This window comes from Nocardia sp. NPDC051030 (genome assembly GCF_040683015.1).
GTDB lineage: Bacteria > Actinomycetota > Actinomycetes > Mycobacteriales > Mycobacteriaceae > Nocardia.
In genome coordinates, this window is sequence record NZ_JBFBCD010000008.1 from 164,107 (window position 1) to 184,505 (window position 20,399).

Sequence of the window (20,399 nt, forward strand, 5' to 3'; positions counted from 1 at the left end):
ACGGCCGCTACTTCACTCGCGCCATAGGAACTGCGCCGACACCCGGTCCTCGCCGTCTCCATTATTGGCGCGCACCGCGAACTGGTACTGCCCTTGGAAACTGGTGGGACCGTGAATCCGGTAGCGACTTTCCAGCCACGTCTGCCCGTCGTCGGCCGAGTACTCGCAGATGATTTTCGCGGGGACATCGAAAACGACGTGCTCGGTGGCGATGACCTCCCCCGATCCGGTGCCTTCGTAGCTCAGTTCCCTGCCGCCGTAGACGATCCGGACTCTTTGCGGGACAGCGGAATGCGTGGTGGATCTGACTTCAACCAACCAACCGGTCGGTACACGCACGCTGACACCATCGGCCATGCCGATCTCTCCCCCTACAACACCTGGCGCAATTAGCACCATTTGGAAACACTTTCCCCGGATGAAACCCAAGGCAACCAGCCAGATCGCCGAAGCAACCGTAGCATTCCCGAGAATCCCGGACGACCAATTCCACTTTGTGCAATGAGCACAATCCCGCTCGATCGAGTCTTGGCGATTGCCGGTACCCCGGCCCCCCAACTGTGCGGTGTGCTGAATCCCGACGACGAGGTCTCGGGGCGGCACCTGCCCGCCGCAGCCTCCCGACCATCCGCAGAGGTAGATCCTTGAGAATCAAGCCCCGGCCGAGCCGCTGCCGTCTCGCCCCGCTCGCCACCGCCGGGTTGACCGTGGTGGCGCTGGCCATATCCAGCGCCTCCCCCGCCGGCGCGGTGCCGACGAGTGGCCCCGTGCCGAGCGCGCCCGCGAATTTCGGCCTGCCCGCCGACTATCAGCCGACGCCGGAGAAGTACGGCATCGGATATGAACTGGGGCATGTGGTTCCACTCTCGGACGGCACCCAATTGCAGGCCGAGGTGCGGTATCCGACCGATCCGGCAACCGGTCAGCGTGCGGCCGGGGACTTCCCGGTGATCGTGAACTTCACGACCTACGGCGCGGTGACGAGCGCGCTCACCGCGGCCATTACCGGCGTCATCGACGATCTGCACATTCAGCTGCCCGATCAGCTCAAAGACGTGCGCCGCGTGATCAATCAGGCCACCAGCGCGCAGGACATGCTGGTGCGGCACGGGTACATCGAGGTGATCGCGGATGTGCGCGGCACCGGCGGGTCCACGGGCGCATGGAATCCCGCGTCCAAGCAGGACGGCCTGGACGGCGTGGAGCTGGTGGACTGGGCGGCGAAACTGCCCGGCTCCAATGGCAAGGTCGGCATGTTCGGGTATTCGTTCCCGGCCCTGGACGCCATGCGCACCGCCGAATCGGTCGGGCCGGATTCGCCGCTGAAAGCCATTGTGCCGATCGCGATGCCGAACAATATCTTCAATGAAGTGCTCAATCACGACGGCATGATGAGCCCGCTGCTGCTCACCGCCATCTGCTTCCTGGTGCCATACCTGAGCTTGATGGGGCCGTTCCTGACGGCCGTGGTGTCACCGCAGACCTTCCTCACCTCGTTGATCGATCACCTGAAGGCCGTGATCGCCAATGACAGCCCGATCAAGCTGCTACTGGAGGGATACGCGGGCGGCAATCTGGCGTATGACACCTCGTGGTGGCAGGAGCGCCGCTTCGAGACCGATATGCACAATCTGGTCGACAAGGGCATTGCCATGTACCAGATCGGCGGCTTCTGGGATCTGTATCAGGAAGGGCCGCTGCGCAATTTCTCGCAGCTGCAGAACCTGGCGGCGGGGCGGGATGAGTTCGCGCCCATGGCGGGCGATCAGCCGGGCGACGGGCGTTACCAATTGCTCATGGGGCCTTGGTATCACGTGGGGATCGGCGTGGGCCCGGGCTCGCGGCTCGATACCGATAAGATCACCCTGGCGTGGTTCGACCGGTGGCTCAAGGACATTCAGAACGGGGTCGAGAACACCGACAGGCCACTGCATGTCATCGACGCGAATAATAATGCGGCCGATACCGCGCGCTATCCGTTCGAGCAGGCGGCGGTCACACAGCGCTGGTTCGATGGAAACCGCTTGGTGGCACAGCCGCCGATCGCGACCGACGGGTCCGACCGGTTGGATTACTCGGGCATCGACAATATCTGCAACCGGCAGACCCTGGGCCAGTACACGGCCGGGCTGCTCGACTTCGTGTTCCGCGTCTTCAATGCCTACAACCCGTGCACGGAGTGGGTGCAGGAACCGGCCGGGGGCAGCCGGTACACCATGGATCCGGTGACCGAGCCGACCGTGCTGGCCGGGCCGTCCAGCGTGAATCTGTACGCCTCCTCCACCGGCACCGATGCGGCGTTCCAGGTGTGGCTCGACGATGTCGCGCCGGACGGTTCGGCCGTGAACATCACCGGCGGTTCGCAATTGGCGAGTCAGCGCACGCTGAACGAGGCCAAGACCTGGCGCGCACCGGACGGCACCGTGTACGCGCCGGAGCATATTGTCACCAAGGAGACCGAGCAGCTACTCACGCCGGGCGAGGTGGTGCCGATCGCGGTCAAGCTGCGGCCCACCTTCTACCGGCTCGAGCCGGGACATGCGCTGCGGGTGCGGATCACCAGTGGCACCTTCCCGTCGACGATTCCGATTCCGACGGATCTGCCGCGACTGCTTGGCACTTCGCAGCAGATTCAGCGGAATTCGGTGTGGCCGTCGAGCCTGGTGGTGCCGCTGGCACCAGCGGGATCGTTCTCGCACTGACGGTTTCCCGCCAATGACCCGGGGGGTCGGGACGAGGGAGCACGGCTGGTCGCCGCCGCCGTGTTCCCTCACACCGCTGTTCGCGAAATAGCCGGGCTAGAGGTGCATCCAGTTCGGCCAGACCTGTGACCACGATTTCTTCGGGCCGGTGCATTTCCAGATGGTGACGTCCTGGGTATTGCCCGGGAAGCCGAGTCGTGTGTCGACCTTGCCGACCGGCTCCACGTGGTCGAACTGGGTGCGCAGCACCGCGTCGTAGCCGCCCACGGCGAGCACGGCCGAGGCGTCGTCGGGCGGGGTGCCAAAGTAGCCGAACCCACGGCTGGGGCTATAGATCGGCGGCAGCTGATCACGGCCGAACTGATCCAAAGCACTTGCCTGCCAATAGGTGTCGGTAATGATCACCGCGTGCGCCCGTTGCTCCGGTGGCAGCTGGTCGTAGTCGTGGACGACCTGGTCGGTGAGCTCGTGCCAGCCGAAGGATCCGTACACGCCGATATTGATGGCGGCCTGGGCATCGTCCTTGGGCGGGTGAATGTCCTCGGCCGACCGCCACGGTGTCGAGAAGAGTACGAACACTCCGGCGGCGAGCGCCAGTGCCACGGTCCCGCCGGTGAGTGTGCGCCGCCAGCGGGGTCGCAGTCGCTCGGCCGTGGTCACCAATCCCACTGCGCCCGCAGCGATCATGACCGCGTACATGCCCGCCGCGTAGTAGATCCGGCCGCCGGTGGCCAGGAATGCCACGTACAGCAGGATCAGCGTCGCGCCGAGAAATCGGTAGAGCCGCATGGACTCCCACACCAGCAGCGCCCACAGGCCCCACATGAGCAGTAGCGCGCCCAGGAATCCGGCCAGGCTGATCGAGAGGGGCACGAACTGCAATCGCCCGCCGAGGATCCCCTGTTCGGCGCTGATCACTCGTCCCATCTCGAATTGCGGCCAGTCGTGGCGCGCCTGCCAGATCAGTTCGGGCACGGTCGCCGCCACCACGATCAGCCCGCCCAGCCACAGCAGCGGCCGCCGGACCAACTCGCGCGGGCCGAACACCAGGCTGCTGACCACCACGGCAATCCAGAAGAATGGGATCAGCCATTTCACCTGCATATCCACCGCCGTGACCAGTGCGGCCGCCAGCAGCAGCCGGTCATCGCGGACCCGCACCCAGCGCACCACCAGCCAGGTGATGATCACCCACAGGGCCGTATCCACCGCATTGGTGGTCAGCATGGTGCCCTGCAAGAGCAGAAATGGTGAGGTCGCGTACCCCACCGCCGCCAGTACCTGCGCCCAGCGTCCGCCTCCGAACTCGCGAGCCAGCATGGCGCACAACACGATTGCCGCCACCGTCAGCAGCACCGAGGGCAGCCGCAATACGAAGAACGACCCCGGCGCGACCGTATCCATCACCCGAGCCAGCAATGGCAAGCCCGGCCCCTGATCGGCGTATCCGGCCGACAGCCGCCGCCCGGCCGCCAGAAAATACAGCTCATCCCCGAAGTACCCATACCGAGTAGCCGATAGCAGCAACACCACAGCAGCCGGAACCGCCACCCCCGAAACCGCCCGCCAAGCCATCCCCGCCTGCTCCTCCGCCACGGCATGCCGCCCGCGACCGCCGGGTCGACCCGAACGATCCATCACCTCGGTCAAAGCGGGCTCCTCAACAGAGCGGACTGGTCCGGACATCAGCAAATCTACCGCGCACCCGCGCATGCCCCTACGGGCCGACCGTCAGGGTCCTATACTCGAACCCGTATGCGCTTGCCGTGCACCGCGATTCAGCGAAGGAGACCGGCATGTCCGAGCAAACACCTGAAACCAATCCCTATGGCACCCCGTCCACTACGGGCCCGGGGCCCATCCCCTCCTACCAGGGCGTACTCAACAACCTCATCCGCACGCTGCTGCGCGTCCCCGTTCTGGGTGGGCAAGTCGGCAAGCGACTGCTCGTCATCTCTGTGACCGGCCGCAAGTCCGGCAAGGTCTACGACGTCCCCGTCGCCTACACCCGGCACGACGGCGAACTCCTGATCGGCACCTCGCTGCGGCCGTGGGTGAAGAACATTCGCAAGGACGTCCCCGTTCAGGTCTCGCTCGGCGGGCCGAAGCGCACCGCCGACGGCGAGGTCTTCACCGATAGCGAATCCGTTATGCGCCTGTTCGAGATCGTCGCCCGCGACAACCACGCGAACGCCAAGTTCAATGGCATCGGCTTCGACGCCGCCGGCAATCCGAACAAGGCCGACATCTACCAAACCTGGCAGCAAGGCGGCGTGGTCATCCGCTTGACTCTGCGCTGACCGGACCAGGTTAGATCGCCGGGCGGGCCTGCACGTAGTACTCGGCCGCGACCGCCACGAGCACCTGCCGGACGATCGGCGGTGCCCAGGAGGCGGAGGCGTCCTGGCCGACCACCGGGTCGGTCAGGGTCACCGTGCGGCCGCGGTGTTCGAAGTCGAATTTCCCGGCGGCGCGGATATTCTTCAGCCAGTCGACATCGCGCCCATAGGTGAGAGCGATCCGGTAGCCGCCGTCGCGCCCGAAGACCATGACGGGCGACCGATAGACCCTGCCGGATTTGCGCCCCTTGTGAATCACGATGCCGAATCCCGGTGCGACCCGGGCCATCACCCCGAGCACGGGGTTACTGATCCGCCGATTGATCTTGGCCAGCGATTGCGGCAGCGGCATGGTCTCGTCCTCTCCGACGAAAACGGTTGCGTCACAGAGGCTACGCCGACGCCGGGCGGGGCGCGCGGCATCGCTAAGGTGCAGGAAGGGCCGCTCGATCGCGCGGCGGGGGCGGAAGGAGCGCAGCTCATGTCGGAGATGATCGCGGTATACGACGCGCACGGCCGAGAGATCGGTTCACAGGAGCGGTCCGTCGTCTACGCGCAAGGCCTCTGGCACGCCAGCGCAGGCGTCCTGGTGCGCTCCGAGGACGGCAAACGAGTCTTCGTCCACAAACGCACCGACACCAAGGCGGTATTCGCGGGTATGCACGACTGCCTTGCCGGTGGCGTACTCGGCCCGGGCGAAGATCCTGCCGAGGCCGCAATCCGCGAACTCGGCGAGGAGCTCGGCATAGTCACGGGCCCACGCGACGAACGCCCCCTCCCCCTCACCGGCGCATCCTGGGACGGCGAATGGGCAGGCCGCCCCATGCGCTGCCACCTCTTCGCCTACGAACTCCGCTACGACGGCCCGATCCGCCTACAAGCGGAAGAGATCGTCGCAGGCTGGTGGTGGACCGACGAGGAACTCCTCTCCCACCTGGAAAACCCCACCTGGCCCTTCGTCCCCGACACCCGAGTCCTCATCCCCGACCTCCTCCGCTGACCCGACCCGCCTCCAGCGAAATTCGCTGTCCACCTATCTGTTCCGGCACGTACCGTCGAAAACGCAAACAGCCCATCGAGTCCCGCGCGACTCGATGGGCTGTGGCACGTGTGGGCGGCTACTGGCCGGAGCTACCTGCGAACAGGCCTTGCACGGCCTTGATCAGTACCTGGGCCAGGAAATCCGAAGCGGATCCGGACATGCGCTACTCCTCATCTATCTGGTGACACGTCGAACATGTGAAGCATGCACGATTCACATGTCCTGAGGGAGCCTTTTTGCGCAGCGCTACTGTGTTCTGGGTCACAAAGACTAGCCCGAGGATGCTACCGATCCCGCCCAGGCCGCGAAAGCCCCTGGATTCCGGGTCTGCAACAGCACCCGCCCGGGGCCGGTGAAGTCGAAGACGAAGCCTTCGCCCGACTTGAGCGATTGCAGCGACCGCCCGGACACGGCCCGCCGAATGGTGAAGTTCATGGCCAGGTCGTAGGCCACCACATGCCCGGTATCGATGGTCACCGGCTCGCCGGGGGCCAGATCGATCACGTCGATGGCACCGAAGACGCCGAGTACGACCTCACCATTCCCGTGGGCGCGCAGGCCGAATCCGCCCTCGCCGCCGAACAGGTTCGCGAACCCGCCCCACTTGGCCTCCACGGTCACATCGTGCGAGTTGGCGATCCAGCCGCCCCGGCTGATGTAGAACGGCCGATCGGGAGTGATTGCGAGAGACAGCATGTCGCCCGGCAGCGCGGGAGCCACATCCACCCAGCCGCCTTGCTGCGGCGCGGTGAATGTGGAGACGAAGAACGACTCCCCCGCCAGGACCGAGCGCTTCAGCCCGGCGAGGATGCCGCCCTCGGCCTTGGCGGCCAGGGTCACTCCCGCGGAGTGCGCGACCATGGCCCCGCTCTCCACGCGCATCGGTTCACCCCCGGCCAGAAAGCAGCGGGCAATGGTCGACGACGGGTTGTGCCGCAGTTCTACCTTCATGTTTGCGACCCTAACAGCGCAGGCCGACGAGCACGCCGAACGCGGCCCGTCGACTATTTGCCGCCCTCGGAAAGCGTGACCTGTGCTGGCGCATAGCCGCTTCCGGTGACATCCACGCCTTGGGACTTCAGGATGTCGAGAGCCTTGGTGACGTACTCGACGGTGTAGGCCTCGGTGTCGGGATCCTTGGTGAGCACGGTCGCGCCATCGGCGTTCTTGGTGGTCTTGGCAATGGCCACGGTGCGATCCCAGGCGGCGGTGTCCATCAGGCCGATTCCCTTGGGCGAGGGCCAGATCAGCTTGTTGACCTCGGTGATCTGCCATTGTTGATGGCTCGCGCCGAGGGTGGACCCGGCCGCCACGGTGATATCGCGGCACTTGTCGACATTGTCGCGGCAGAACGCCCAGCCCTTGAGCGAGGCGGCAATGAACTTGACCGTCTGATCGGCGTACTTCGAATCCTTCAGCTTCGAGGTATTGGCCCAGATGGCGTCCTGGAGCATGGCCACGTTCTGGTCGTTCCAGTCGATGGCGGTGAAATCGGCTGCGGTGTAGAGCTTTCCGGTGTCCGGGTTCTTGGTTTCGAGCAGTTGCGCGTACTCGTTGTAGGACATGGCCTGGGCGGCATCGATATCGTGGGCCAGGAAGGCGTTCATATCGAACTGCTGCTGGACGAGCTTCACATCCTTGGCGGGGTCGAGACCGGCCTTGCCCATACCCGCGAAGAGCTCGAATTCATTGCCGTAGCCCCAGTTTCCGATCTTCTTGCCGCGCAGGTCGCCCGGGCCGTTGATGCCCGCGGTCTTGAACGCGACCTGCTTGGTGCCCGAGCGCTGGAAGATCTGCGCCACATCGGTGATTCCGGCCCCGGCTTCGCGGGAGGCGAGGGCCTTGGGCACCCAAGCGATGGCATAGTCGGCCTGGCCCTGCGCCAGCACCGTCTGCGGCACGATATCGGTTCCGCCGTCGAGGATTTCGACATCGAGACCCTGTTCCTTATAGAACCCCTGGTTCACCGCGGCCAGGTATCCCGCGAACTGCCCCTGTTTGAACCACTGCAGCTGGAGTTTCACCTTGGTCAGGCCGTCGGCGGTGGTGGAGTTGTCGGTCGTGCTGCAACCGGTCAGCGCGGCCAGTCCCAGCGCGGCGGCCGCCAGACAGGCACGGAAGCGGAATTTGTGTGCGGTACTTCTCATTTCGATCTCCAGATGGTGGTGCGGGGTCTGCGAGTGAGCTGTTCGAGCAACAGCACGGCGGCCAGGAAAATCAGGCCGAGGATCATGGCGGCGGTGACGTACGCCCAGGCGCGCGGGTAGGCGGTATTGGCCGCGGCGGAGGTGATCCGGCTGCCCAGGCCGTGCTGCAGGCCGCCGAAGTACTCGGCGATGATGGCCGCGATCACCGCGCCGGGGGCGGCGATCCGCAGGCCGGTGAACAGGTGTGGGAGCGCGGCGGGCAGGCGGACGGTGCGGGTGATCTGCCAGCCGGTGGCGGCGTAGGCGGTCATAAGGTCGGCGTGCACCTGCGGGACTTGGCGCAATCCCTTTGCGGTGCTGACGAATACGGGGAAGAAGACCACGATGGTGGCGACCAGGCGGCGGGGCAGGTCGGTGGTGGTGGAGTACATGGAGTTGAGCAGCGGTGCCAGCGCCACAATGGGCACGGCCGCCGCGCCCGCCGCCAGCGAGCCGAGCAGTCCGTCTACGACACGGAATCGCACGGCGAGAATGGCGGCGGCAATACCGAGGATCGCGCCCGACATCAGTCCGATGAGCGCATTGGCCCCGGTGGAGGTGGCCGCCTTGGTGATCGAGTCGAAGTTCTTGGAGAACGCGTCCGCGATCGAGCTCGGCGAGGGCAGCAGGAAGGATGGGACACCGGCCGCCACCGTAAGCACTTGCCAGAGACCGAGCAGGGTCACGCCGAACAGGACCGGCGGAAGCCAGGTCTCGAGCACACGTTTCATCGCAGGTCCCGCCCCGCCGTGCTGTCCTGCGCGGTCGTGGCGTTCGCCGTGGGCTCGTGCCCCTCGTGCAGGGCCGCGCGTACGGCGGCGACGGCACTGAAGAACGCCTCGCTGGATCGCACGTCGCCCTCCTCGTCGCGCCCCCAGCCGCCGGTGTCCAGCACGGCGGTGATGCGGCCCGGTCGCGGCGACATGACGACCACGCGATCGGAGAGGAATACCGCTTCCGGGATCGAGTGCGTCACGAAAACGACTGCCGCCCCCGTCTCTTCGGCAATACGCAGCAGTTCCCCCTGCATACGCTCGCGAGTCATCTCGTCCAGCGCGCCGAACGGTTCGTCCATGAGCAGCAGTGGCGGTTTGCGGGCCAGCGCGCGGGCGATGGCGACGCGCTGCTGCATTCCACCGGAGAGTTCCGCCGGATAGCGCTGTGCGAAATCGCTCAATCCGGTGATCTCGAGTAGTTCCGCGCTTCGCGCCCGGCGTTCCTTCTTGCCGACGCCATGCAATTGCAGTGGCAGCTCCACGTTCTCCCGCACGGTCCGCCAGTCCAGGAGACCGGCCTGCTGGAAGGCGATGCCGTAATCCTGATCGCGTCGCGCCTGCCGAGCCGTCTTCCCGTGCACCACAACGGTTCCCGATGTGGGCTGCTCCAGGTCCGCGACGATCCGCAGCAGCGTGGACTTGCCGCATCCGGACGGTCCGATCAGGGAGACGAATTCCCCGGCGGCCACGCTCAGCGAGATGTGCTCGAGCGCGGTGACCGCACCGGCGGTGTAAATCTTGCCGACGGCGCGAAGTTCCACGGCGGCCGCCGAATCGGGCGTCGCCACCGGCTCTTCGGTCGATGTCTCGACGGTCAACGGGAACCTCCTGAAGCATGCCCCGGACGGCTGTACCGGCGCAGAACGATCTCGGCCAAGCCGACGAGAGCAGTGAGCAGCACACCGAGCAGCGCGGCCGCGACGACCGCCGCATACAAGCGCGCGGCATTACCGGTGGACTGCTGGGAGAACACGATGATCTGGCGGCCGATCCCGCCCGCGGTCCCGGTGGAGATCTCCGCGACCACCGACCCGATCACCGCGGCCGCCGCCCCCAACCGCAGTGCGGGCAGCAGATGCGGCACCGCCGCGGGCAATCGCAAATGCAGCAACGTGGCCCACCATCCGGCGGCACAACTGTGCAGCAGCTCCACCGAGGCCTTGGACGGCGATTGCAGCCCCCGCAGCATCCCGATGGCGACCGGGAAGAACACCAGATACGCCGCGATCACGACAATGCTCATCCACGGCTTCCACGGCTGCCCCGCAATATGAATCTTGCCGCCCCACCCCGCGACCAGCGGCGCGAGCGCGATCAACGGAATCGTCTGCGACACGATCACATACGGCAACAGCCCGCGCTCCACCCACGAGAACCGCTGCATGAGCACCGCCAGCAGCACACCGACCACGGTCCCCATCACCAAGGCCGACAGCGCCAGCCCGAGCGTGAATCCACCGGTCCGCACCAACGTCGCGCCGACCGTCGACTTCCCGTCCTGATCCCCGAGCACGGTCACGACCGCCCACACATGCGGCAGCGCACCATCCGAGGTACGCGGCAAAACCCGCTGTTCCCCAATGCTCACCCCATTGGCAGGCACGAACACCTTCACCAATTCCCAAGCGAGCAGCAGTAACCCGAACGCGGCAATCGGATACAACAGCGCCCGAGCCTTAGCCCCGACCCCGACGGCCCGCCTCAACGGCGAGACGGGCTCGACCACCGCAAGAGGATCCACACCCGGCTCCAGAAGCGAAGCCGCGCGAGCTAAATCTGTAGTCATCGCGCCCTGATCCCCGATCTAGATCCCGACAGCATGCCGAGGTGGTTCCGCCCTGAGGGAGCTGTGGTAGCGGGAATCGAGCCCCGAAACTGCCACCAGTGCTCCCTGATCTTGATTCCCGCGCCGTGGCCGCAGCCTGGCGAGGACTCTCCGACGTGCAGATCGCGTCGAATCCTGGGCAGACTCCCGGGCTTCGCGAATCGCGTTGTCACGACGCACTCTCCGTGGCTGTGACGGGGCGGCCCAGGCGGGGGAGGACGGATTCGCCGTAGGCCTCGAGGGTTGAGGTTTTGGCGTCGTGCTGGAGGTAGACGGCGAACTGGTCCACGCCGAGGGCTTCCAGTTCGCCGAGGCGGGCGAGGTGCTCGTCCGGGGTGCCGAGTAGGCAGAAGCGGTCCACGATGGCGTCGGGGACGAAGTCGGCGTGGGTGTTTCCGGCCCGGCCATGCTGGTTGTAGTCGTAGCCCTGACGTCCGGCGATGTATTCGGTCAGGGCCGCGGGGACCTCACTGTCGGCACCGTATTTCGCGACGATGTCCGCCACGTGATTGCCGACCATGCCGCCGAACCAACGGCATTGTTCTCGTGCGTGTTTCAGGCCCGCGACCGTGCCGTCCGTAATGTAGGCGGGCGCGGCCACGCAGATGCTCACCTCCTTCGGGTCGCGTCCGGCGCGCTCGGCGGCGGCCCGCACGCGGGCGATGGTCCACGCGGTGATGTCCGGGTCTGCGAGTTGCAGGATGAAGCCGTCGGCCACCTCACCGGTGAGATCCAATGCGCGGGGGCCGTATCCGGCCACCCACACCGGCAGCCGCGACGCCGAGGCCCACGGGAATCGCACCACCGTGTCCCCGACCTGGGCACTGCGCCCATTGCCGAGTTCCCGTATGACGCCGATGGATTCGCGCAGCGTCGCCAGATTGGCGGGCCGCCAACCGAGGGTGCGGACGGCCGAGTCGCCCCGGCCGATTCCGCAGACCGTGCGATTGCCGAACATGTCATTGAGCGTGGCGAAGGTCGAGGCCGTCACCGTCCAATCACGCGTGGACGGGTTGGTGACCATCGGCCCGACCACGACTTTCCGGGTAGCGGCGAGGATCTGGCTGTAGATGACATACGGCTCCTGCCACAGCAGGTGCGAATCGAAGGTCCACACATGCGAGAACCCGTGCGTCTCGGCCAGTCTCGCGAGTTCGACCACCCGTGACGCGGGAGGGGTGCATTGCAGCACCACACCGATATCCATGCGGCACTCTCCGTTTCGAGTCAGGGGTCAGATCAGGTTCTGCGCCAGGGCGCGTTTCACGAATCGGCCGTGCCCGGCGCTGCCCAGATATTCGCCGCCGTCGATGAGCACGCGGCCGCGCGAGAGCACCGTGTCCACATGCCCGTCGATCTCGAAGCCCTCGTAGGCCGAGTGATCCATGTTCATGTGGTGGGTCTTGCCGAGGCCGATGCTGGTGTGCCCGTTGGGGTCGTAGATCACCACGTCGGCATCCGCGCCGGGGCTGATGATGCCCTTGCGCGGGTACATCCCGAACATGCGGGCCGGGGCCGTGCAGCACACCTCCACCCACTTCTCCAGGGAGATGCGGCCGTCCTTCACACCCTGGAACATCAGATCGATGCGGTGTTCCACGCCGCCGATGCCATTGGGGATCTTGCTGAAATCACCCAGGCCCAGATCCTTCTGGCCCTTCATGCAGAACGGGCAGTGGTCGGTGGCCACGCTGGTGACGTCGCCGGTGCGGATATAGCGCCACAGCTCGTCCTGATGGCCTTCCTCCCGCGACCGCAGCGGCGTCGAGCACACCCACTTCGCGCCCTCGAAACCCGGTGCGCCCAACTGCTCTTCGAGCGACAGGTACAGGTACTGCGGGCAGGTTTCGCCGAAAACGTTCTGGCCCTTACCGCGTGCCATGGCGATCTGCTCGAGGGCCTGTTTGGCCGATACGTGCACGATGTACAACGGTGCGCCGGTCAGCTGCGCCAGCATGATGGCGCGGTGGGTGGCCTCCTCCTCCATCTGCCAGGGCCGTGAGGTGCCGTGGAAGTAGGGGCTGGTGTCGCCGCGTTGCAGCGCCTGCTCGACGAGCACGTCGATGGCAATGCCGTTCTCCGCGTGCATCATCAGCAGTGCGCCGAGGTCGCCCGCGGTCTGCATGGCGCGCAGGATCTGGCCGTCGTCGGAGTAGAAGACGCCCGGATAGGCCATGAACAGTTTGAAGCTGGTGACACCCTCGGACACCAATTCCGACATGCCCTTGAGGGATTCGGCATTCACATCGCCGACGATCTGGTGGAAGCCGTAGTCGATGGCGCACTTGCCGTCCGCCTTGCCATGCCAGAGGGCGAGGGTGTCCTGCACCCGCTCCCCCGGCTTCTGCACGGCGAAGTCGACGATCGTGGTCGTGCCGCCCCACGCCGCCGCACGAGTACCGGTTTCGAAGGTGTCCGAGGCCTCGGTCCCGCCGAAGGGCAGCTGCATATGCGTGTGCGGGTCCACGCCGCCCGGGATCACATACTTGCCGGTGGCGTCGATGACGACATCGGAGGCGGCGGCGAGATCCGTGCCCAGCGCGGTGGTGCCGGGTTGCACGACGGCGGCAATGGTTTCGCCGTCGATCAGCACGTCGAGCAGCTGAGAACCCGTGGCGGACACCACGGTTCCGCCGTGAATGAATACGCGAGTCATCGGAAAGTCACCGCCCTCACGGATTCACCAGCGGGCCATAGGCATCCGGACGCCGGTCGCGATAGAACGCCCAGCGATCCCGCACCACCTTGATCAAATCCATATCCAGGTCGCGCACAACGAGTTCCGGGCTCGTATCGGAGGCCACCTCACCGACGAACTTGCCCTCGGGATCGACGAAATAGCTGGTGCCGTAGAAGTCATCGTCACCGAGCTCCTCGATACCGACCCGGTTGATCGCGCCGATGTAGTACTCATTGGCCACGGCCGAAGCGGGCTGCTCGAGCTTCCACAGATAACTCGACAGTCCCCGCGAGGTCGCCGACGGATTGAACACGATCTCCGCCCCCGCCAGCCCCAGCGCCCGCCAGCCTTCCGGGAAATGCCGGTCGTAACAGATGTACACGCCGACCTTGCCGACCGCGGTATCGAACACCGGCCAGCCCAGATTGCCGGGCCGGAAGTAGAACTTCTCCCAGAACCCCTTGACCTGCGGAATGTGATGCTTGCGGTACTTGCCCAGGTAACTGCCGTCGGCGTCGATGACGGCGGCGGTGTTGTACAGCAGGCCACTCTGTTCCTGCTCGTACACCGGCAGCACCATCACCATGCCGAGTTCCTTTGCCAGTGCGGCGAACCGGTCCACGGTAGGCCCGGGCACCGTTTCGGCGTACTCATAGAACTTGGCGTCCTGCACCTGGCAGAAGTACGGCCCGTAGAACAGCTCCTGGAAGCAGATCACTTTGGCGCCTGCCGCGGCGGCCTGCCGGGCGTAGTCCTCGTGGGCTTTGATCATGGACTCTTTGTCGCCGGTCCAGTTCGTCTGGACCAGCGCAGCTCGAACGATTGCCATGCTTTGTAATACTGCACCCGATACGCATCACCTTGTGTTACAAATCGGCGGAAACAGTTTCGCAATCGTAAATCCTGGGGGTGATGCTGGTTGCGACCCGGTGTCCATCGCAGAATCGAACTGTGACAACCGAACTCGGACCCCCCGACGCAACCTCGGCCGGTGTGGTGGCAGCCGAGGTCACCGCGCACGTCCACGACCGCACCGCGGCGGGCATAGCGGCCGCCCTGAGCCGCCGAATCCGCTCCGGCGCGCTGCCACCCGGCACCCGGCTGCCCACCGTGCGCGATATGGCACGCGAACTGAAGGTCTCCCCCGCCACCGTCAATCAGGCCTGGCGCGCCCTCGCCGCCACCGGTGCCATCGTGGCGCGCGGCCGCGCCGGAACCTTCGTCGACACCATGCCGCAGCCGGTCCGCTCGACCCCCGCCGGGCGCTATCAGCGCCTGCACTCCCAATCCGACAGCAGCTTCCGCATCGATCTCTCCAGAGGCGTCCCCGACCCCGCCCTACTCCCCGACCTCACCTCGGCCCTGCGCGTCCTGGCCGACGACGGCGCGATCGACGATCTCTCGGCCACCTACCTCGGCGACGCCATGCTCCCCGAACTCGAGGCCATGGTCCGAGTCGACTGGCCCCTGCGCGCGGAACGCTTCACGGTCCTCGACGGCGCTCTCGACGCGGTGGACCGCCTCTTCGCCGCGCACATCCGCCTCGGGGACGCCGTCCTCGTCGAGAACCCCTGCTTTCCGCCCTTCCTCGACTTGCTCTCGCGCATAGGCGCACGCCCGATCCCGGTCGGCATGGACGAATCAGGCCTGCTCCCGCCCGAACTGGCCGACGCCCTCGCCACCTACTCCCCCACGGCCCTGCTCTACCAGCCCCGAGCCCAAAACCCCACCGGCGCATCCCTTTCCGCGAGCCGAGTCCGCGAGCTGGACGAGATCCTCGCGAATACCGACCTCCTCGTCATCGAAGACGACCACTCCGACGGCATAGCCCACTCCCCCCTGCGCTCCCTGGGCACCCGCCGCCCCACCCACACCGTCCACATTCGCTCCTACTCCAAATCCCACGGCGCGGACCTCCGCCTCGCGGTAGCGGGCGGCCCGGCCCAATTCCTCGATCCGGTCATCGAACGCCGCATGCTGGGCCCCGGCTGGTCCAGCCGCCTCCTGCAACGAGTCCTCCTGCACATGCTCGCCGACCCGGCCGCCCGCACCACGGTCGCGACGGCCCGCACCACCTACCGCACCCGCTCCGAACTCCTCCGAAAATCCCTCTCCCGCCACCGCATCCACATCCCCCGCCGGGACGGCATCAACCTGTGGCTCCCCGTCACCGACGAGAACGCCGCCATGATCTCCCTGGCCGCGGCAGGCATCAAGGCCGCCCCCGGCGGCCCCTTCGAACTCACCGACCACCCCCACACCGACCACCTCCGCCTCACCATCGCCACCCTGCACCCCACCGAAATCCCGGAACTGGCAACCCATCTCGCCACCGCAGCCGTCGCGGTCCCCACCTACCGCCGCATCCGCCGCGCCTGACCGCCCGCGACTCACAGTGGGACGGTGGGCCACCAACGATCGAACAGATCCGAACCCACGGTGCCGCCCCAGGCGTTCATGGTGCAGAAACTTCGTGCGGGATCATCGAATACAGCTTCCAGCAGACCTGACGGCTTCCTGAAGACGCCGGTGCCGTTTCCCCAGCGCAGGCTGCCGGAGCCGCCGGGACGTTGCCAGGGCTGAATGGCGGTGAAGCTCACGTCGCTGTCGGAGCGGAGGGATATGGGGGTGCGGTCGACATTGCAGTACACGAAGAGGAAGTCCAAGGGATTGCCGTTGCCATTGCAGAGCAGGCCGGTGACGGTTCCCGTCGCCGCGCGGATATCCACCCGACTGCCTTCGGAATCCACTGGTAGACAGTGGATCGACTGATGGCCGCTGTCCAGGGGCGTGGGCGGCAGCAGGGCCGGAAAGGCCTGAATCATGTACTCGTACGCACCCCAGGAGGAGCGCGCGTCGGCCGTCGTGGTGGTGACCGTGACGGGGACAGCCGACACCACGTCCTGTGACGACGGCTGACCCCGTGAATGTTCGTGTAGCGCCACGGCACTCGCTGCCACCAATGCGGCAATCACGCCGACGGCCACCGTGGCAAGGACGGCCACGCGGCGGCGAGGACGTGGTGCGCCCTGCCCCAGTGCGGCCGCCGCGGCCTCCGCCAATGCCGCGCAGGAGTCGTAGCGTCGCTCCGGATTCTTCGCCAGCGCACGGGCGATCACCTCGTCCATGGCCGCCGGGAGCTCCGGATTGGCGGCGGTGGGACGGGGAGGAGATTCGGACAGGTGCGCGCGGATCACGGCGGCAGGGCTCGACTGCGCGAATGGCGTGACACCCGTGAGCAATTCGAACAGGGTGCAGCCGAGCGCGTACACATCGACCCGATGATCGACCGCGGTGCCCGCCAGCAGCTCCGGTGCGGCATACGCCAGCGCCGACACCACCGAACCGGCCTCGGTCAGCCCCTCGGTATCGGCGGTGGGCCGGGCCACCCCGAAATCCGAGATGTATACCCGATCCGGCAGCCCGGGCAGCGATTCGAGCAGGATCTCGGCGGGTTTGACGTCCCGGTGCAGCAGTCCGAGCCGATGCGCCTCGTCCAGGCCGCGCGCGGTCTCGGCCACAATGCGCAGCGCCGTTTCCGTCGGCACCCCCGCCGGGTGCCGACGGATCAACTCCGCGGCATCGATGCCGTCGACGAATCCCATAGCGATCCAGAGGCAGCCGCGCTCCAGGCCGCGATCGTAGACCGGCACGATATTCGGATGCTCCAGCCGGGCAACGAGTTCGGCCTCGCGAATGAATCGGGTGCGAAACTCGAAATCACCACTGCCGGTGGGCGAGAGCACCTTCAACGCGTCGTAGCGCGGCAGCCGGGGATGCGCCGCCAGATATACGGTGCCCCGGTCGCCGTGGCCGAGGACGCGTTCGATCCGATATCCGGCGAAGACCTCACCGGGAGACAGTGATTCCGTCATCTAGTCTCCGGCATTCACCAGCAAGGCCAACTGCAGCGCGGTCCGCTGTCGCAGGTTCTTCAGATCATTGCCGATCAGCATCCCCAGATAGCGTCCGTACACCATCCGGCAGGTGAATGCGGAGCGCCCATCGCTGACCGATCCGGGGGTCTCGACGCAGAAGACCTCCGGGACGCCCTGCGGTCCCTCGACTATGCCGAACCCCTGCGTCATACTGCTTTTCATCTCCTCGAAAGCACGGCGGGCCGCCACCGCGGTCGAGTACCGCTGCAGCTGCGTCATGCCATTGACGGCCTCCCATTCGATCGGCCGCTCCTGATGGATGCGACCGTTCCACAAGCGGGTGCCACGCGGCCCATAGACGATCCCCTCGCCGCGGATCACCTGATTCCAATTGGCCACTCGCTGTGGGTTGGTCACGATCACCTTCGGATAGGGCCAGCGGCCCGGCGCTTCGGGCGCGATCCGGCGCAGCATGCCCTCATGGTCCAGTGACAGCGTCGCGAGCTGGTCGGCGGGCGTGGGCACGAACTCGCGCAGCCGGGGTAGCTGCGCGTCGAAAGCCTTGCGGGCCAACCCGGTCAGCGCCTCCGAGTCGGTCGCGGTATGCCCGGCGATGAGGCTGACCACATACGGCCCCTCCGCGATGGTCGCCGCCATGCTCGGTACGGTCGGCCGCCAATGTGCCGCCGCGGCAGGGTATCCCGGAATCGGCACCGAGACGTTCTCCGGGCTCATCGCCTTATCGACATCATCGATTTCGCGTGCGGCTCGCTGGGCCGCGGGCGCATCCGGGAATCGCAACGTGATCACCATCAGCACCCGGGCCTGCCCCACCACCGGGCCGTGCTGCGGGGGGTCCTTGTCCGTACCGCCGACCGCGCAGCCGGTCACCATGCCATTGCGTTCGAGCACGGCACGCACCGGCGCGGCGAGCAAGATGGTCGCCTTCGCCGTGGTGGGCATCAGCATGACGCCGTCGCCACCGACCGCGAGGGTCAGGGTGGGATCGGCCTCGACGGGGTCGATCAAGGCCTCGGCCATGCGCGCGGCCTCCACGACCCGGCCGTACCGCTCATTGCCGGTCGGCTCGTCGAGCGGATGGATGCTGTACGCGCCCACATCCAGTGCGGTCGGATCGGGGTATTGCCCGATCGGGCGGCCCGGCACCGTGCATCCGGTCACGAGCACCAGGGCGAGAGCGACCAGGACCGCGGACAGCACGCGGATGACGCGTCTGCGATCAGAGTGGCGCATCGGTCCACCATGTGGTTCGCAGTTCGGCACCGGTCTCCGTATTGCCGTACACCAGGATTCGGCAGAAATTGCGCGCGGGATCATCGAAGAGAATGTCCAGGACGCCTAGCGGGCGATCGTCGAGCACCGTGCCCGTATCGAGCAATCCACCTGTACCCCAATAGATCCGACCCGACGCCGTGCCACGAGTCCAACGCTCGTCTCCTTCCGCCGTGGCGACGGCGAAGTCCGGCGAGATCGGCGTTCGATCGGCATTGCAGGTGAACATCACCGAGTAGACCGGATCGGAATTGCCTATGCAGTACAACCTCGGCACGTCCAGCACCTTGGTGAAGGACTGCATGGTGAAGGCCTCGTTCATCTGGATGCATCCGGACAGTTCTTGATATCCGCCCCCGAATGGGGTGGGCGGCACCAGATCCGGGAAGGTCTGCGCGATGAAGGCCGCCGCGCCCCACTGCGCCGGTTCGATCGTTCCGGTGATCGGCCGATTCGACACCGCCTTCGCCTCGGGTGCGCCCGAGCCGCGCCCGGCCACCACCGCGACGGCCGCCGCCGCGAGTATCGAAACCACCACGGCCGCAAGCACTCCGGGCGTAGTCCTGCCGAACCGGCGCGGCCGGGCGCGGGCCACCGGCGGTGAACCGCCACTGAGCGCCTCCCTCGCGGCCGCTGCCAGCTCACCGCAGGTGGCGTATCGGTCGTCCGGCCACTTGGCCATCGCCTTGGCCACCACGGCGTCGAAGCTCGACGGCACGCCCGGATCGATACTCGACGGCGCGGCCGCGTCCTCGTGCATGTGCGCGTACATGACCGACCCGGGCGTCTCACGAGGAAACGGCAGCGACCCGGTGAGCAACTGGAACAGCGTGCAGCCCAAGGCATACACATCGGCGCGACGATCGATCGGGCCGTCGTCGAACTGTTCGGGCGCGGCATAGGCGAGCGTGCCCGCGAAGTCCCCGCCCCCGACGGCCCCCGCCTCGGTGTCGACCGCGCGGGCGATCCCGAAGTCCGTCACGAGCACCTGGTCGGGCCGCCCCGGCTCCTCGGCAATGAGAATATTGGCGGGCTTCACATCGCGGTGCAGCAATCCGGCCCGATGGATCTCGTCGAGCCCCAGCGCCGTCTCGCTCAGAATGTGCACCACGCGTTCGAGATTCAGCGCGGCACGCCGATTGCGGATCAGCCCGGACAGATCCGATCCCGCCACATACTGCATGGCGATCCACAGCCGCCCGTCGTACTCGCCCCGATCCCGAATGGCCACCAGATTCGGATGCCGCAGCCGCGCCGCCAGTTCCGCCTCGCGCAGGAAGCTCGTCCGGAACTGTTCACCCCGCGAGCGCGTAGCGGAGAGCACCTTCACCGCATCCTTGCGCGGCAGCCGCGGATGCTGGGCCAGATACACGGTCCCCATCCCGCCGCTGCCCAGCTCACGCTCGATCCGATAGCCCGCGAATGTCGTACCAGCAGCGATTTCCAACGGGCCCCTCCCGATCCAGCTCCACCCGACGGACCGAAACAACTTGTCCCGCAACAGGTGCGGTCCGGACTATACCGCGCGTCCAGTTATCGGACCGCCTCGCGGCGAAACGTCTGCTCACTGACTGGAACGAGGGCTATTCACCCTCATCTTCGGGTTCGTCGTACCCGCCCCGGGCGGACGTGGCAGGATGCGCGGCAACATCGACCCGACCGACCAGATCACGGAGGC

Annotated in this window: 18 protein-coding genes; 4 read left to right on the forward strand and 14 right to left on the reverse strand. The window is 66.4% G+C overall.

Features of this window, described 5'->3' with window-relative positions; translation table 11 throughout:
• Positions 1-12 precede the first annotated feature (12 nt).
• Positions 13-339, reverse strand: coding sequence for a hypothetical protein (locus AB0N05_RS26315; RefSeq protein ID WP_364698523.1), 327 nt, complete (start codon positions 337-339; stop codon positions 13-15).
• Between the two features lie 305 nt (positions 340-644).
• Here AB0N05_RS26315 and AB0N05_RS26320 point away from each other — a divergent pair, with 305 nt between their 5' ends.
• Complete coding sequence (locus tag AB0N05_RS26320) at positions 645-2,702, forward strand: CocE/NonD family hydrolase (RefSeq protein ID WP_364698524.1); 2,058 nt, start codon at positions 645-647, stop codon at positions 2,700-2,702.
• A 96-nt stretch (positions 2,703-2,798) separates the two neighbouring features.
• Here AB0N05_RS26320 and AB0N05_RS26325 read toward each other — a convergent pair whose 3' ends face one another.
• Complete coding sequence (locus tag AB0N05_RS26325; protein WP_364699101.1) at positions 2,799-4,343, reverse strand: glycosyltransferase family 39 protein; 1,545 nt, start codon at positions 4,341-4,343, stop codon at positions 2,799-2,801.
• A gap of 155 nt (positions 4,344-4,498) precedes the next feature.
• Here AB0N05_RS26325 and AB0N05_RS26330 point away from each other — a divergent pair, with 155 nt between their 5' ends.
• On the forward strand, positions 4,499-5,002 hold the full coding sequence (locus AB0N05_RS26330; RefSeq protein WP_364698525.1) for a nitroreductase/quinone reductase family protein: 504 nt from the start codon (positions 4,499-4,501) through the stop codon (positions 5,000-5,002).
• Between the two features lie 10 nt (positions 5,003-5,012).
• Here AB0N05_RS26330 and AB0N05_RS26335 read toward each other — a convergent pair whose 3' ends face one another.
• Complete coding sequence (locus tag AB0N05_RS26335; RefSeq protein WP_364698526.1) at positions 5,013-5,393, reverse strand: nitroreductase family deazaflavin-dependent oxidoreductase; 381 nt, start codon at positions 5,391-5,393, stop codon at positions 5,013-5,015.
• A gap of 129 nt (positions 5,394-5,522) precedes the next feature.
• On the opposite strand from AB0N05_RS26335, the gene AB0N05_RS26340 reads away from it, so the two are divergent.
• Positions 5,523-6,041, forward strand: a complete 519-nt coding sequence (locus AB0N05_RS26340; RefSeq protein ID WP_364698527.1) for an NUDIX domain-containing protein — start codon at positions 5,523-5,525, stop codon at positions 6,039-6,041.
• Between the two features lie 312 nt (positions 6,042-6,353).
• Here AB0N05_RS26340 and AB0N05_RS26345 read toward each other — a convergent pair whose 3' ends face one another.
• The 8 genes from AB0N05_RS26345 to AB0N05_RS26380 form a co-directional block, all read right to left on the reverse strand.
• Complete coding sequence (locus AB0N05_RS26345) at positions 6,354-7,034, reverse strand: TIGR00266 family protein (RefSeq protein WP_364698528.1); 681 nt, start codon at positions 7,032-7,034, stop codon at positions 6,354-6,356.
• A 53-nt stretch (positions 7,035-7,087) separates the two neighbouring features.
• Positions 7,088-8,230: an ABC transporter substrate-binding protein gene (locus AB0N05_RS26350; RefSeq protein ID WP_364698529.1), complete on the reverse strand. Its 1,143-nt coding sequence runs from the start codon at positions 8,228-8,230 to the stop codon at positions 7,088-7,090.
• Positions 8,227-9,000: an ABC transporter permease subunit gene (locus AB0N05_RS26355; RefSeq protein WP_364698530.1), complete on the reverse strand. Its 774-nt coding sequence runs from the start codon at positions 8,998-9,000 to the stop codon at positions 8,227-8,229. Before AB0N05_RS26355 ends, AB0N05_RS26350 begins: the two co-directional genes overlap by 4 nt.
• On the reverse strand, positions 8,997-9,863 hold the full coding sequence (locus AB0N05_RS26360) for an ABC transporter ATP-binding protein (protein ID WP_364698531.1): 867 nt from the start codon (positions 9,861-9,863) through the stop codon (positions 8,997-8,999). The genes AB0N05_RS26355 and AB0N05_RS26360 overlap by 4 nt, the downstream gene beginning before the upstream one ends.
• Positions 9,860-10,786, reverse strand: a complete 927-nt coding sequence (locus AB0N05_RS26365; RefSeq protein ID WP_364698532.1) for an ABC transporter permease subunit — start codon at positions 10,784-10,786, stop codon at positions 9,860-9,862. Before AB0N05_RS26365 ends, AB0N05_RS26360 begins: the two co-directional genes overlap by 4 nt.
• Positions 10,787-11,039: 253 nt before the next feature.
• Entirely contained in the window at positions 11,040-12,077 is a 1,038-nt protein-coding gene (locus tag AB0N05_RS26370; RefSeq protein WP_364698533.1) for a TIGR03842 family LLM class F420-dependent oxidoreductase, read from the reverse strand.
• Between the two features lie 27 nt (positions 12,078-12,104).
• Positions 12,105-13,526, reverse strand: coding sequence for a dihydropyrimidinase (gene hydA / locus AB0N05_RS26375; RefSeq protein WP_364698534.1), 1,422 nt, complete (start codon positions 13,524-13,526; stop codon positions 12,105-12,107).
• A 16-nt stretch (positions 13,527-13,542) separates the two neighbouring features.
• Positions 13,543-14,379, reverse strand: coding sequence for a nitrilase-related carbon-nitrogen hydrolase (locus AB0N05_RS26380; protein ID WP_364698535.1), 837 nt, complete (start codon positions 14,377-14,379; stop codon positions 13,543-13,545).
• Between the two features lie 122 nt (positions 14,380-14,501).
• On the opposite strand from AB0N05_RS26380, the gene AB0N05_RS26385 reads away from it, so the two are divergent.
• A complete protein-coding gene (locus AB0N05_RS26385; RefSeq protein ID WP_364698536.1) occupies positions 14,502-15,929 on the forward strand; it encodes an aminotransferase class I/II-fold pyridoxal phosphate-dependent enzyme in 1,428 nt (475 codons plus the stop codon).
• An 11-nt stretch (positions 15,930-15,940) separates the two neighbouring features.
• Here AB0N05_RS26385 and AB0N05_RS26390 read toward each other — a convergent pair whose 3' ends face one another.
• The 3 genes from AB0N05_RS26390 to AB0N05_RS26400 are packed head-to-tail and all read right to left on the reverse strand — an operon-like array spanning position 15,941 to position 20,168.
• The gene (locus tag AB0N05_RS26390) at positions 15,941-17,425 is read right to left on the reverse strand and encodes a serine/threonine-protein kinase (protein ID WP_364698537.1); all 1,485 of its coding nucleotides are present in this window, start codon (positions 17,423-17,425) and stop codon (positions 15,941-15,943) included.
• Complete coding sequence (locus tag AB0N05_RS26395) at positions 17,426-18,682, reverse strand: hypothetical protein (protein WP_364698538.1); 1,257 nt, start codon at positions 18,680-18,682, stop codon at positions 17,426-17,428.
• A complete protein-coding gene (locus AB0N05_RS26400) occupies positions 18,669-20,168 on the reverse strand; it encodes a serine/threonine-protein kinase (protein WP_364698539.1) in 1,500 nt (499 codons plus the stop codon). The genes AB0N05_RS26395 and AB0N05_RS26400 overlap by 14 nt, the downstream gene beginning before the upstream one ends.
• Positions 20,169-20,399 lie beyond the last annotated feature (231 nt).